Source organism: Pseudomonas sp. SWI44 (assembly GCF_002947915.1).
In the GTDB taxonomy this organism is placed as follows: Bacteria; Pseudomonadota; Gammaproteobacteria; order Pseudomonadales; family Pseudomonadaceae; genus Aquipseudomonas; species Aquipseudomonas taiwanensis.
In genome coordinates, this window is sequence record NZ_CP026674.1 from 535,826 (window position 1) to 549,032 (window position 13,207).

12 protein-coding genes are annotated in these 13,207 nt (G+C 62.9%); 4 read left to right on the forward strand and 8 right to left on the reverse strand.

Annotated features, from left to right (window positions below; all coding sequences use genetic code 11):
• Positions 1–163: 163 nt before the first annotated feature.
• Entirely contained in the window at positions 164–1,030 is an 867-nt protein-coding gene (locus C4Q26_RS02620; protein WP_027907730.1) for a LysR family transcriptional regulator, read from the forward strand.
• Here the strand turns inward: C4Q26_RS02620 and C4Q26_RS02625 are convergent.
• The 5 genes from C4Q26_RS02625 to C4Q26_RS02645 all read right to left on the reverse strand — a co-directional run bounded on the left by C4Q26_RS02625 (position 1,004) and on the right by C4Q26_RS02645 (position 4,984).
• Complete coding sequence (locus C4Q26_RS02625) at positions 1,004–2,149, reverse strand: HPP family protein (RefSeq protein WP_104882687.1); 1,146 nt, start codon at positions 2,147–2,149, stop codon at positions 1,004–1,006. The two genes, C4Q26_RS02620 and C4Q26_RS02625, sit on opposite strands and share 27 nt — an antisense overlap.
• A 215-nt stretch (positions 2,150–2,364) precedes the next feature.
• On the reverse strand, positions 2,365–3,696 hold the full coding sequence (locus tag C4Q26_RS02630; RefSeq protein WP_104882688.1) for a sensor histidine kinase: 1,332 nt from the start codon (positions 3,694–3,696) through the stop codon (positions 2,365–2,367).
• Positions 3,693–4,361: a response regulator transcription factor gene (locus C4Q26_RS02635; RefSeq protein WP_027907729.1), complete on the reverse strand. Its 669-nt coding sequence runs from the start codon at positions 4,359–4,361 to the stop codon at positions 3,693–3,695. Before C4Q26_RS02635 ends, C4Q26_RS02630 begins: the two co-directional genes overlap by 4 nt.
• Positions 4,362–4,676, reverse strand: coding sequence for a PepSY domain-containing protein (locus tag C4Q26_RS02640; RefSeq protein WP_023379697.1), 315 nt, complete (start codon positions 4,674–4,676; stop codon positions 4,362–4,364). It lies immediately after the preceding gene.
• Positions 4,676–4,984 carry a PepSY domain-containing protein gene (locus C4Q26_RS02645; protein ID WP_023379696.1) on the reverse strand — a complete coding sequence of 103 codons (309 nt, stop codon included), beginning with the start codon at positions 4,982–4,984 and terminating at the stop codon, positions 4,676–4,678. Before C4Q26_RS02645 ends, C4Q26_RS02640 begins: the two co-directional genes overlap by 1 nt.
• 199 nt (positions 4,985–5,183) lie before the next feature.
• On the opposite strand from C4Q26_RS02645, the gene C4Q26_RS02650 reads away from it, so the two are divergent.
• Both C4Q26_RS02650 and queD read left to right on the forward strand, forming a co-directional pair.
• On the forward strand, positions 5,184–6,263 hold the full coding sequence (locus tag C4Q26_RS02650; RefSeq protein ID WP_023379694.1) for a patatin-like phospholipase family protein: 1,080 nt from the start codon (positions 5,184–5,186) through the stop codon (positions 6,261–6,263).
• 54 nt (positions 6,264–6,317) lie between these two features.
• The gene (queD, locus tag C4Q26_RS02655; protein WP_015269720.1) at positions 6,318–6,674 is read left to right on the forward strand and encodes a 6-carboxytetrahydropterin synthase QueD; all 357 of its coding nucleotides are present in this window, start codon (positions 6,318–6,320) and stop codon (positions 6,672–6,674) included.
• 103 nt (positions 6,675–6,777) lie between these two features.
• Here queD and C4Q26_RS02660 read toward each other — a convergent pair whose 3' ends face one another.
• Positions 6,778–7,257 (reverse strand): DUF1289 domain-containing protein, encoded by a 480-nt coding sequence (locus tag C4Q26_RS02660; protein ID WP_023379692.1) that lies wholly within the window; start codon positions 7,255–7,257, stop codon positions 6,778–6,780.
• 404 nt (positions 7,258–7,661) lie between these two features.
• Here C4Q26_RS02660 and acnB point away from each other — a divergent pair, with 404 nt between their 5' ends.
• On the forward strand, positions 7,662–10,271 hold the full coding sequence (gene acnB, locus C4Q26_RS02665; RefSeq protein WP_023379691.1) for a bifunctional aconitate hydratase 2/2-methylisocitrate dehydratase: 2,610 nt from the start codon (positions 7,662–7,664) through the stop codon (positions 10,269–10,271).
• A gap of 143 nt (positions 10,272–10,414) precedes the next feature.
• Here acnB and prpD read toward each other — a convergent pair whose 3' ends face one another.
• The gene (prpD, locus tag C4Q26_RS02670; protein ID WP_023379689.1) at positions 10,415–11,899 is read right to left on the reverse strand and encodes a 2-methylcitrate dehydratase; all 1,485 of its coding nucleotides are present in this window, start codon (positions 11,897–11,899) and stop codon (positions 10,415–10,417) included.
• Between the two features lie 68 nt (positions 11,900–11,967).
• Positions 11,968–13,158 carry a 2-methylaconitate cis-trans isomerase PrpF gene (gene prpF, locus C4Q26_RS02675; RefSeq protein WP_104882689.1) on the reverse strand — a complete coding sequence of 397 codons (1,191 nt, stop codon included), beginning with the start codon at positions 13,156–13,158 and terminating at the stop codon, positions 11,968–11,970.
• Between the last annotated feature and the right edge of the window lie 49 nt (positions 13,159–13,207).

The following is a 13,207-nucleotide window of genomic DNA, read 5'->3' on the forward strand; positions in this document are numbered from 1 at the left end:
ACTTGTTGTTATTGAAGGGCGGATACTGAGTATGGACCCGCGCGCCGGGGCCGCCATGGGACTAAAGTCACAACCGACCTGCAAATTTGCAGACAACGCAATTGCGCCCCATAACAGTGCAAAGCCTCTAGAATAGGCCGCCCCTTCAGTCACCGAGCAGCCCATGGATATCGATCAGGCCCGAACATTTCTGGAAATCGTGCGGTGCGGCAGTCTGGTGGCCGCTGCCGAACGCCTGTTCGTGTCGCAGACGGCCATAACCGCGAGGGTGCAGCGCCTGGAACGACAACTGGGCTGCCAACTGTTCGTGCGTAGCCGAACCGGTGCCAGCCTGACCAGCGACGGTGAAGCCTTCGTCAGCTACGCCAACCAACTGGTGCAGACCTGGGAGGCGGCGCGGCGCGACCTGCCGCTACCCGAAGGCTGCCAACAGGTGCTGCATATCGGTGCCGAGGTAAGTCTGGGCAACCCGATGCTGCTCGATTGGGTCAGCGCCCTGCACCGTGAGCTGCCCAGCCATGCCATCCACAGCGAGGTCAGCGACGGCGAGTCGTTGCTGCGCAAGGTTGAAATGGGCCTGCTCGACGCGGCCCTGGTGTACCAGCCGACCTACGGCCCAGGGCTGCAAGTGGAGCAATTGATGGAAGAGAAGCTGATCCGCGTGCGTCGCGTCGATCGGCCAGAGCCTTACATCTACATCGACTGGGGCGAAGCCTTCCGCCGCCAGCATGATGCCGCCCTGCCTGACTGCGCGCGCCCAGCCCTGAGTTTCAACCTGGGGCCGCTGGCCCTGCAGTTCATTCTCGACCAGGGTGGCAGCGGCTACTTCCGGACGCGCGTGGTCCAGGCCTACCTGGACAGCGGGGTGTTCGAGCGGGTGCCTCAGGCACCGGAGTTCACCTATCCGACATTCCTGGTGTACCCGCGCAAGCGTGACAGCGAAGCCCTGCAGCAGTCCTTCGCGCTGCTGCGCCGGCTGGTGGCTGCCGGCGCCAGCGATTGGTCACAACGCTGGGACCCGCTGATCTGAGCCGTTGAGAATCTGGCGCTTGAGGCCGGCGATCAGATCGGTCTGGGTGACCACCCCCACCAGACGCTCCCCCTCGAGCACTGGCAAGCAATGCAGGCCTTGCTCACACAGCAGTGGCAGCAGGCGCTCAAGAGGGTGTTGCCCGCTCACGCTGACCACACGACGGCTCATGACCTGAGCCATACGCACGGTTTTGCGACCGAACAGTCCCTGCCAACCGAACCGCCCGCGCTGCATGGCCGGGCCGACCAGGTCACTGAGGCTGACGATGCCCACCAGCTTGCCTCGCTCCAGTACGGGCAGGGTTTTCAAGTGGTGACTGGCCAACATGGCCCAGGCCTGCTCCAGGGTGGTGTCGGGTGTGGCGAACTGCACGTCACGGGACATCACCGAGGCGGCAGTGATACCACCAAGACTGCGCTGCAAGGCGTTTTGCTCGGTGGCGAGAATGATGCGTTGCAGTTCGTCGCGGGTGACGTCGACGAACTCGCCCAATTCGTCCAGTGCCTGGTCCAGGTCTTGGCTGCTGACGCCGACACGCTGGCTGGGCAGCGGGTCGTGCGTGTGGTGCGGTTCATTGCGCGGTGCTGCACCCTTGGGGTAGCGCACACCGGTCATGCGGTTGTAGATCACCGCCACCGTCACCAGGATCAAGGCATCGAGCAGCACCGGCTCAAGCAGATGATCCCCCAGGGCGGCCAATCCCGCGTCGGCCAGCACTGCGCTCACCGCCACGCCACCACCCGGTGGGTGCAGGCAACGCAGCAAGCACATCAACACCAACGACAGCCCCAGGGCGACGGCCGCTACCCACAGTTCGCTACCCAAGCCCTGGCGCATGGCCAGACCCACGGCACCCGCCAGGGCATAGCTGCCCACCACCGACCAGGGTTGGGCCAAGGGCCCGGAGTGCACGGCGAATACCAGTACCGCCGAGGCGGCCAAGGGCCCAAGCAAGTGCAAGGCAATCCCAGGGCCATAGGCCAGGCTGGTCAACCAACCGGCGAGGAACAGGCCAAGCAGTGCACCGAAGGCGGCGCGCAACCACTCTTGGGGAGGAATGTTCAAGGGAGCAGGCAACAGCCTGCTCAGACGGCTTTCAGAAGACGAGGCAGACATTCAGGTAATGGGGGTCATGTTTTTTGGGTTGAAAAGGAAGCCCAGCCGCAGCGGCCTGGGCCCTGGAAGCCATCCATGGAGAGATGGAAACTGCAGCGTTTCATTGTGCAGGGATGCCCAGGGGTTGGACCAATTCAAAAAAATGCGGCTGTACTGCAATTTTTTTGCAGTGCTGATACGGCCCCACGCTCGGCAAGCTGATACCTGCAGGCGCGTCAGCCGGTTATCAGCGCTGTCTTGCGTGGTAGTTCGAGGCGGACCCGCAACCCGCCCAGGGGGCTCTCCAGCAAGGCCAGTTGCCCGCCCCAGGCTTCGATGATGTCGCGCACGATCCCCAGCCCCAGGCCATGCCCGTCGACCTGCTCATCCAACCGCGAACCCCGCTCCAACACCTGCTGGCGCTGCCCTTCGGGAATCCCAGGGCCATCGTCGTCGATGCAGATCCGATACCCCTCAGGCGTCGGCGCAATCGACAGTCGGACTTCGCTGTCGGCCCATTTGCAGGCGTTGTCCAGCAAATTGCCCAGCAGCTCCAGCAAGTCCTCGCGGTCCCACGGCAACAGCAGCCCAGGCGGCACCTCATGCACGAGCGACAAACCCTCGCCATGGATCATGGCCAGCGTGCCGAGCAGCCCTGGCAGCTCGGCATCGCAATCGAACTGCGCACCCGGTAGTGCGTCCCCGGCCAGGCGCGCCCGGTTTAGCTCCCGGGCCAGACGCTGCTGGATCTGCTCGAGTTGTTCGCGCATCTGCGCCTGCACCTCGGGCAAATCCTTCAAGCGCTCGCTGGACGCCAAGGTGAGTAACACCGCTAGCGGCGTTTTCAAGGCATGCCCCAGATTGCCCAGGGCGTTGCGCGAACGGCGCAGGCTGTCCTCGGTGTGGCTCAGCAAGTGGTTGATCTGGTCGACCAGCGGCGCCAGCTCGGTGGGCACTTCAGCATCCAGCTGCGTACGTTGGCCCTGTTGCAGCTGGGCGATCTGTTGGCGTGCCCGCTCCAGCGGTCGCAGCGACCGGGTGACCGTGACCCGCTGCAACACCAGGATCAGCACCAGCGCCACCAGCCCAATGCCCAGGCCGATCTGCTGCATTCGCCGAAAGCCCTCGCGCACCGGGGAATAGTCCTGGGCCACGCTGATGGAGACGTCCTGTCCAAGGCGCCGATAATCCGCACGCAACGCCAGCAGTTGCTGGCCTTCTGGCCCTAGCGCATGGCTGTCCGACAGACCCGGCGCAGCGGGCTTGGGCATGTCCAGGTCCCACAGCGAGCGCGAGCGCCAGGTGCCTTGGTCGAAGTCGATACGAAAGTAGTAGCCGGAAAATGGCCGTTGGTAAGCAGCGGAAATACGTCGTTCATCGAGCTGCAAGCCGGACGGCCCGCGCACCATCGCCACCAGCAGGTTCTCGCTTTCTTTGCGCAGGCCCGCCTCCAGGTAGCGCTGCAGCCCCACCTCGAACAGCCACAGCGTCAACTGAGCGAGCGCCACGCCCACCACCACCAGTACCGCTACGAGGCCCAGACTCAGGCGCGCCTGGATCGACTTCACTCGGCGCTCCCGGCGTACAGGTACCCTTGGCCACGGCGGGTCTCGATCACACTGCGACCCAGTTTGCGCCGCAGATGATTGACGTGTACTTCCAGCACATTGGAATCGCGCTCGGTTTCACCGTCGTACAGATGCTCGGCCAAGTGGCTCTTGGACAGGATCTGCCGCGGGTGCAACATGAAGTAACGCAACAAGCGGAATTCCGCTGCGGTCAGCGGGATATCCACCCCATCGCGCTTCACACACTGCTGGCTCTCGTCCAGGTGCAGGCCGGCCGCTTCGAGCGTGGGCTGGTTGGCCAGGCCACGGGCACGACGCAACAGGGCCTGGATGCGCAGCTGTAATTCTTCAGGGTGGAACGGCTTGCTCAGGTAATCGTCGGCCCCAGCCTTCAGGCCCTCGATACGCTCGGCCCAGGAACCCCGGGCGGTTAGAATCAGCACAGGCGTGACCAGGCCAGCGGCACGCCATTGGCCCAGTACTTCAAGGCCCGGCAACCCTGGCAAGCCAAGGTCGAGAATGATCAGGTCGTAAGGCTCGCTTTGGCCTTGGTACACCGCGTCACGGCCATCGGCCAGCCAGTCCACGGCATAGCCTTGGCGTTGCAGGCTGGTGATCAGTTCATCGGCCAGCGGTACGTTGTCCTCGACAAGCAACAGGCGCATTCAGTCGTCTTCCTCGTCTTTGAGCAGGGCGCCGGAGGTGGCATCGAGCTTGATTTCACGCACCACGCCTTCGGTGGTCAAAAGCTCGACCTCGTACTCGTAGCGGTCGTCCTCTTCTTCCAGTTCGGCCTCCAGCAAACGCGCCCCGGGGTGACGCCCCAGGGCGGTTTCGAGCAGTCGCTCGAGCGGCAGGATGATGCCCTTCTGGCGCAGCTCCAGGGCTTCGTCCTGATCCAGATCCCGGGCAACGGCCAGGGAGCAGACGGCCAGCAGCGAAAGCGCCAGGTAACGCGCCGGCCGCGGTAACGCGATCATCAGTTGTCCCGCTCGTCCTTCAGCACTTCACCGGTCTTGGCATCCAGGTCGACATCCCATTCGACGTTCTGCGCATCACGCAGATCGACCTTGTAGATGTAACGGCCGTACTCGTTTTCCAGTTCGGAGTCGGTCACGGTAGCGCCTGGATGCTTGGCAACGGCAGCTGCCTTGAGTTCATCCAGCGACTTGATGGTCTTTTCGCTAACCAGCTTGACCACTTCGTCAGGCTGAACGTCCTTGGCGAAGGCGGCATTGGCGCCCAGGGCAAGGGCAGCGGCGGCGAACAGGGCAGTCAAGGTTTTCATCGTTTCTCTCCTTGGAGATGTTCAAGTTGTCTACGGGGTTAAGATTACCCAGCGGTCCTTAATTCAACCTGAAAACAGCTGGCGCCATGATAGCGCATGTTTCCCCTTGCGCCCCGCGGATGCAGAGCCGGTGTGGGAAAGCGCCGGACCTGCGAGCGATGGTTCTATAATGACCCGCTTGTTGCCAGCGAGAACCTCAATGAGCGCCATCCACATCAAGTACCCCGCCCTGACCTTCAAGGCCGGCACCCGTGCCCTGCGGCAGATCCGCGAACGTGGCTTGCAGGCGGCCGATGTCGGCGTGCTGCCCGGCGCCGCGGGTGGCCCGAAACCTCTGGGTATCCAGGGGCTGGACCTGGCATTGTTCGGCCAGTGGCTGCCCTCGGCGCCGCGCCAGCGGTCGCTGATCGGTGCGTCGATCGGCTCGTGGCGCTTCGCCAGTGCCTGCCTGGACGACCCGGTCGCGGGCCTGCGCCTGCTGGGCGAGCTGTACACCGAACAGGACTTCGCCAAGGGCGTCACCCCGGCCCAGATCAGCCGCAGTTGCCAGCGCATGCTCGATGACCTGCTGCAGGGGCGTGATGGCCAGATTCTCGCCAACCCGCATTACCGTCTGAATATCCTGGTGGTCAAAAGCCACGGCCAGCTCGCTTATGACCACCGTGGTCGATTGGGGATGGGGCTGTCGTCGGTCATCGCTGACAATCTGCTCGGGCGTTCGCGACTGGGTCGACACTTCGAGCGGGTGATCCTCCATGATGGCCGCGCCACACCCCCGCTCGATGCGCTCACCGACTTCCCATCACGCTGCCTGCCGCTCGACCTGGGCAACCTGCGCCATGCGCTGCTGGCCTCGGGCTCGATCCCGATGGTCATGGAGGGTGTACGCGACATCCCCGGCGCCGGAACCGGCACCTACCGCGACGGCGGCCTGCTCGACTACCATCTGGACCTGCCCTACCGCGGCGACGACCTGGTGCTTTACCCCCATTTCACCGACAAGGTGGTGCCCGGCTGGTTCGACAAGGTCCTGCCCTGGCGCAAGGGCGACCGCACGCGCCTGCAAAACGTACTGCTGATGACACCCTCGCCGCAGTACCTGGCAGCGCTGCCCTACGGCAAGCTGCCGGACCGTAACGACTTCAAGCGCTTCATGGGCGATGCGCCAAGCCGCAAGCGCTACTGGTACAAGGCCATCGCCGAAAGCCAGCGCCTGGGCGACGAACTGCTGGAGCTGATTGCCACCGGGCGGCTGCATGAACAGCTGCAAGCCTTGTAGCGGCCATGCTGGTAGACTGCGCGCATTATCGATTCACACAGAGTTATGACAGTCGTGGAAATCTTCAAAGAGTTTACGTTCGAATCGGCCCACCGCCTGCCCCACGTTCCTGCCGGGCACAAGTGCGGGCGCCTGCATGGTCACTCGTTCAAGGTCGGCCTGCACCTGACCGGCCCACTCGACCCGCACACCGGCTGGATCCGGGATTTCGCCGAGATCAAGGCGGTCTTCAAGCCGATCTACGAGCAACTGGATCATAACTACCTGAACGATATTCCAGGCCTGGAAAATCCGACCAGCGAAGTGATCGCAAAGTGGATCTGGGACCAGGTCAAGCCGCTGCTGCCAGAGCTGTCCAAGGTACGCATCCACGAAACCTGCACCAGCGGTTGCGAATATACCGGGGACTGACCTGGCGTCCCCTTCGCTGGCAAGCCAGCTCCTGCGGGACAAACGCGCCCCCTCGTAGGAACTGGCTTGCTGGCGATGTATCAGGCAGCTTCACTGCACGGCTTCAGCCCTGTCCGCCCTCTAGCGCATCACGCAGGAAACCTGGGGCGATGTACCGCTGGTAATGCGCCTCGGAAAGCAGAAAGAACTCCCGGTCGATGGCATCGCGCAACTGCGGCAGTTCCCAGTCGCGAAACTCCGGCAGCAACACCATCCCGTAGGCCTCGACGTCACGAATCATCCGCGCCCCACGCGCGATCAGCTGATACGCCCAGCAATATTCCGACTGCTGTTCGACGAAGCGAATCGAACGCTGCACCAGTTGCTGGCGCAGCAGGTGTTTGTCGAACACCTCCAGCTTGGCCATCATCACCTGCGCCAGCAGTTGCTCCAGACGCATCCAGACCGCGCGCTTCTGCTCGTCGTCGTAGCCGTTCCAGTGGATCACCTCATGGTGGAAACGCTTGCAGCCACGGCACACCGTGTCTCCGTAAACCGTGGAGCACAGGCCGACGCAAGGGGTCTTGATGGCGTGATTGGACATGGAAAAACAACGGCTTGGCGATGGAACACTGGCCCATGTTAGCCCTTTGTCTAACCAGGGTCACTCGTTAAAGTCACATTCGCCGCCTTACCTTCAGGCTTTTTTTGCCGTAGAATCATCCCGCCTTTTCAAGGCAACAATGTCCGTTGGAAGCTGTTTTCAAAGCGTCACGAGCACAGTTCATCCGGTAGAACGGCGTTGGCCCGGGCCATGTACCCACATGCCCGAGCCAGCCCTCATCAGCCTTCCGTTCTACAGGCGTAAAACTTTGAAAGCAGCTTCTGTAAGGATTCTCTGCGACTCTGGCTGGACGGCTCAAAAAGCCGTGCTCCGCGCATGGGTGCAGGGAATGCTGGATGAGCGTCCCGGACTCCCTTTAGGGACCACTGATGAGGGTAATAACTGTGCTTGAAGCCTACCGCAAACACATCGAAGAGCGTGCCGCCCTGGGTATCGTCCCCCAGCCGCTGAACGCCGAACAAACTGCAGGCCTGGTCGAGCTGCTGAAAAACCCGCCGGCCGGCGAAGAAGCCTTCCTCGTAGACCTGATCACCCACCGCGTTCCGCCAGGAGTCGACGAAGCTGCCTACGTCAAGGCCGCTTTCCTCTCCGCTGTCGCCAAGGGTGAAGCCAAGTCCCCACTGATCGACCGCAAGCACGCCACCGAGCTGCTGGGCACCATGCAGGGCGGCTACAACATCGAAACGCTGGTCACGCTGCTGGATGACGCCGAGCTGGGCGCCGTCGCGGCCGAACAGCTCAAGCACACCCTGCTGATGTTCGATGCCTTCCACGACGTGGCCGAAAAGGCCAAGGCCGGCAATGTTCACGCCAAGGCCGTCCTGGAATCCTGGGCTGCCGGCGAGTGGTTCACCTCCCGCCCGGCCATCGCCGAGAAGTACACCCTGACCGTGTTCAAGGTGCCTGGCGAAACCAACACCGACGACCTGTCCCCTGCTCCAGACGCCTGGTCTCGCCCTGACATCCCGCTGCACGCCCTGGCCATGCTGAAAATGGCCCGTGACGGCATCGAGCCGAAGCAGCCTGGTTCGGTCGGCCCGCTGGCCCAGATCGAAGCGGTCAAGGCCAAGGGCTACCCAGTTGCCTACGTCGGTGACGTGGTCGGTACCGGTTCTTCGCGTAAGTCCGCCACCAACTCGGTGCTGTGGTTCTTCGGCGACGACATCCCTTACGTGCCGAACAAGCGCGCAGGTGGCTTCTGCTTCGGCACCAAGATCGCCCCGATCTTCTACAACACCATGGAAGACGCCGGCGCCCTGCCGATCGAGTTCGACTGCACCAACCTGGCCATGGGCGACGTCATCGACGTTTACCCGTTCAAGGGTGAAGTACGCCGTCACGGTAGCGACGAGCTGGTCACCACCTTCGAACTGAAAACCGAAGTGCTGCTCGACGAAGTTCGTGCCGGTGGCCGTATTCCGCTGATCGTCGGCCGTGGCCTGACCGAGAAAGCCCGTGCCGAACTGGGCCTGGGTGCTTCGGACCTGTTCAAGAAGCCAGAACAGCCTGCCGATTCCGGCAAGGGCTTCACCCTGGCCCAGAAAATGGTCGGCCGCGCTTGCGGTCTGCCAGAAGGCCAAGGCGTACGCCCAGGTGCCTACTGCGAACCGAAGATGACCACCGTCGGCTCCCAGGACACCACTGGCCCGATGACCCGTGACGAGCTGAAAGACCTGGCATGCTTGGGCTTCTCCGCCGACCTGGTCATGCAGTCCTTCTGCCACACCGCGGCCTATCCGAAGCCGATCGACGTCACCACCCATCACACCCTGCCAGACTTCATCCGTACCCGTGGCGGCGTGTCGCTGCGCCCAGGCGACGGCATCATCCACAGCTGGCTGAACCGCATGCTGATGCCGGACACCGTCGGTACCGGTGGTGACTCGCACACCCGCTTCCCGATCGGCATCTCGTTCCCGGCCGGTTCCGGCCTGGTAGCCTTCGCTGCTGCTACCGGCGTCATGCCGCTGGACATGCCTGAGTCGGTACTGGTGCGCTTCAAGGGCAAACTGCAACCGGGCATCACCCTGCGTGACCTGGTTCACGCCATCCCTTACTACGCCATCCAGAAGGGTCTGCTGACCGTCGAGAAGAAGGGCAAGAAGAACATCTTCTCTGGCCGCATCCTCGAGATCGAAGGCCTGAACGACCTCACCGTCGAGCAAGCTTTCGAGCTGTCCGACGCCTCGGCCGAGCGTTCTGCCGCAGGTTGCACCATCAAGCTGCCAGAGAAGGCCATCGCCGAGTACCTGCAGTCCAACATCACCCTGCTGCGCTGGATGATCGGCGAAGGCTACGGCGACGCCCGTACCCTGGAGCGCCGTGCCCAGGCGATGGAAGCCTGGCTGGCCAAGCCTGAGCTGCTGTCGGCCGACGCCGATGCCGAATACGCCGAAATCATCGAAATCGACCTGGCCGAAGTCAAGGAGCCTGTGCTCTGCGCGCCGAACGACCCGGACGATGCCCGCCTGCTGTCCTCGGTACAAGGCGAGAAGATCGACGAAGTGTTCATCGGTTCGTGCATGACCAACATCGGTCACTTCCGCGCTGCCGGCAAGCTGCTGGACAAAGTCAAGGGCGGCATCCCGACCCGCCTCTGGCTGGCTCCGCCAACCAAGATGGATGCTCACCAGCTGACCGAAGAAGGCTACTACGGCATTTACGGCAAGGCTGGCGCGCGCATGGAAATGCCAGGCTGCTCGCTGTGCATGGGTAACCAGGCACGTGTGCAGACCGGTTCGACCGTGGTCTCCACCTCGACCCGTAACTTCCCGAACCGTCTGGGCGACGCCACCAACGTGTACCTGGCATCGGCCGAGCTGGCTGCTGTCGCTTCGATCATCGGCAAGCTGCCGACCGTCGAAGAGTACATGCAGTACGCCAAAGACATCGACAGCATGGCTGCCGACGTCTACCGCTACCTGAGCTTCGACCAGATCGCCGAGTTCCGCGAAGCGGCAGCCAACGCCAAGATCCCAGTGGTCCAGGCATAAGCTGAGTTGTAAGATGTAAAAAAAAAGCCCCGGTAGAAATACCGGGGCTTTCTTGTTTCAACCTGTGCCGACCTCTTCGCGGCTGAAGCCGCTCCTACAGGGACCGCACAGTTTTCGAGGGTTGTGCAGGACGACGAGCAACCTCAGATCACGAACAAATCGACAAACCGATGCACCGCCATCTGTTCCAGCTGCTGCTGGTCCTTGCACACCTGAAGAATCTCACCACACCGCTGCCGCGCAAAACGCGTCGCCAGGTTCTCCCTGAACTTGGCCTCCAGCAACGCAATGCCCTCCCCGCGCCGCCGCCGATGCCCGATCGGGTATTCCACCACTACCTGTTCGGTACTGGTGCCATCCTTGAAGAACACCTGCACGGCGTTGGCGATCGAGCGCTTGTCCGCTTCCAGGTATTCGCGGCTGAAGCGAGGGTCTTCCACTACCTCCATTTTTTCGCGCAAGCGGTCGATGCTCGGGTGGTTGGCGTGGAAAGCATCCTCGTAATGCTCGGCCACCAGATGGCCGAAGATCAGCGGCACCGCCACCATGTACTGCAAACAGTGGTCGCGGTCGGCGGCATTGGCCAGCGGCCCGCTCTTGGAGATGATACGGATCGCCGACTCCTGGGTAGTGATGACGATTCGGTCGACTTCGTGCAGGCGGTTACGCACGAGGGGATGCAGGATCACGGCTGCCTCACAGGCGGTCTGGGCGTGGAACTCGGCGGGGAAACTGACCTTGAACAGCACATTTTCCATCACGTAGCTGCCCAATGCCTGAGGCACGCGCAACGCCTGCTGGCCGGCAGGCTTGAGCGCCAGGTCCTTGTTGGTATGGCTGAACAGCACGTCGTAGAACCCCCACTGCGGCGCAGTGAGCACCCCTGGTACACCCATCTCGCCGCGCAAGGCGATATCGGCCAGGCGCACGCCCCGACTGGACGCATCCCCGGCAGCCCAAGACTTGCGCGAACCGGCGTTGGGTGCATGACGGTAGGTGCGCAGTGCCTGACCATCGACGAAAGCATGGGACAACGCACTCAGCATCTGCTCGCGGTTGGCCCCCATCAGCCTGGCGCACACAGCTGTAGAAGCCACCTTGACCAGAATCACGTGATCGAGGCCAACGCGGTTGAAGGCGTTTTCCAGCGCCAGTACACCCTGGATCTCATGGGCCATGACCATGGCTTCGAGCACATCACGCATCAACAACGGTCGCTCGCCCGTGGCCACGCGCTTTTGCGACAGATGATCGGCGACTGCCAGAATACCGCCGAGGTTGTCAGAGGGATGCGCCCATTCGGCGGCCAGCCAAGTGTCGTTGTAGTCCAGCCAGCGGATGGTACAGCCGATGTCCCAGGCGGCCTTCACCGGGTCAAGGCGATAGCTGGTGCCGGGCACGCGCGCGCCATTGGGTACCACGGTGCCCTCGACCAGCGGGCCGAGGTGCTTGGTGCATTCAGGGAAGCGCAAGGCAAGCAAGCCGCAACCCAGCGTGTCCATCAGGCAGTTGCGCGCGGTATCCAGGGCCTCGGGTGAATCGACCCGGTAGGTCAGGACATAGTCGGCGAGGGTTTGCAGCACGCCGTCATAATCGGGGCGCTCGTTCAGATCCACGTTGGCGCTCATTTGCAGCTCCTGTGAATTCGGGGCCGCAGGGCGGCCCTACTCATTCAAAGCCAAGCGCCGGTGGTGCGTCAGAAACTATCGCCAGGCACCCTCACCCAGCCTTCCATCAGCACGCGAGCACTACGGCTCATGATTGCCTTGGTCACCGTCCACTCGCCGCCCACCTGTCGCGCCTCGGCCCCGACGCGCAATGTGCCCGAGGGATGACCGAAACGCACGGCACTGCGTTCGCCCCCGCCTGCGGCGAGGTTGACCAAGGTGCCCGGAATGGCGGCAGCGGTGCCGATTGCCACGGCTGCAGTACCCATCATCGCATGGTGCAGCTTGCCCATCGACAACGCACGCACCAGCAGGTCGACATCGCCGGCCGCGACCGTCTTGCCACTGGACGCAGTGTAGGTGGTTGGTGGCGCGACGAAGGCGACTTTCGGCGTGTGCTGACGCCCGGCAGCCTGATCGACGTTGTCGATCAACCCCATGCGCACTGCGCCATGGGCGCGAATGGTCTCGAAGCGCAGCAAGGCCTGCGGGTCACCGTTGATGGCATCCTGCAGTTCGGTGCCGGTATAACCGATATCGGCCGCGTTGACGAAAATGGTCGGGATACCGGCATTGATCAGCGTCGCCTTGAAGGTACCGACATCCGGCACCTCCAGGTCGTCCACCAGGTTGCCAGTGGGGAACATCGCACCACCGTCGCCATCCTCGTCAGCTGCCGGATCGAGGAACTCCAGCTGCACCTCGGCCGCCGGGAATGTTACGCCATCCAACTCGAAATCACCGGTTTCCTGCACTTCACCTTCGGTGATCGGTACATGGGCGATGATGGTCTTGCCGATATTCGCCTGCCAGATACGCACGGTGGCGATGCCGTTGCGCGGGATGCGCGCTGGGTCGACCAGGCCGCTGCTGATGGCGAACGCACCAACGGCCGCGGACAGGTTGCCGCAGTTGCCGCTCCAGTCAACGAAGGCCTTGTCGATCGACACCTGGCCGAACAGGTAATCGACATCGTGCTCCGGCTTGATGCTGGGCGAAAGAATGACGGTCTTGCTGGTGCTGGAGGTCGCGCCCCCCATGCCGTCGATCTGCTTGCCGTAAGGATCGGGGCTGCCAATGACCCGCAGCAACAATGCGTCGCGGGCCGGGCCGGGAATCTGGGCTTGCTCGGGCAGGTCTTGCAGGCGGAAGAACACGCCTTTGCTGGTGCCACCACGGATGTAGGTGGCGGGGATCTTCACTTGCGGTACATGGGCCATGTTCAATTCCTGTCTCGCACAGCCCTTGTGGGCGCGGGGCTTGCCCGCG

Bases quoted from the DNA above. Each gene is read 5' to 3' on its own strand.
- C4Q26_RS02625 (WP_104882687.1), bottom strand. From the start codon at position 2,149: ATGTCTGCCTCGTCTTCTGAAAGCCGTCTGAGCAGGCTGTTGCCTGCT.
- C4Q26_RS02635 (WP_027907729.1), bottom strand. From the start codon at position 4,361: ATGCGCCTGTTGCTTGTCGAGGACAACGTACCGCTGGCCGATGAACTG.
- C4Q26_RS02640 (WP_023379697.1), bottom strand. From the start codon at position 4,676: ATGATCGCGTTACCGCGGCCGGCGCGTTACCTGGCGCTTTCGCTGCTG.
- prpF (WP_104882689.1), bottom strand. From the start codon at position 13,158: ATGGCCCATGTACCGCAAGTGAAGATCCCCGCCACCTACATCCGTGGT.
- C4Q26_RS02650 (WP_023379694.1), top strand. From the start codon at position 5,184: ATGAGCGCCATCCACATCAAGTACCCCGCCCTGACCTTCAAGGCCGGC.
- C4Q26_RS02620 (WP_027907730.1), top strand. From the start codon at position 164: ATGGATATCGATCAGGCCCGAACATTTCTGGAAATCGTGCGGTGCGGC.
- C4Q26_RS02660 (WP_023379692.1), bottom strand. From the start codon at position 7,257: ATGTCCAATCACGCCATCAAGACCCCTTGCGTCGGCCTGTGCTCCACG.
- prpD (WP_023379689.1), bottom strand. From the start codon at position 11,899: ATGAGCGCCAACGTGGATCTGAACGAGCGCCCCGATTATGACGGCGTG.
- C4Q26_RS02645 (WP_023379696.1), bottom strand. From the start codon at position 4,984: ATGAAAACCTTGACTGCCCTGTTCGCCGCCGCTGCCCTTGCCCTGGGC.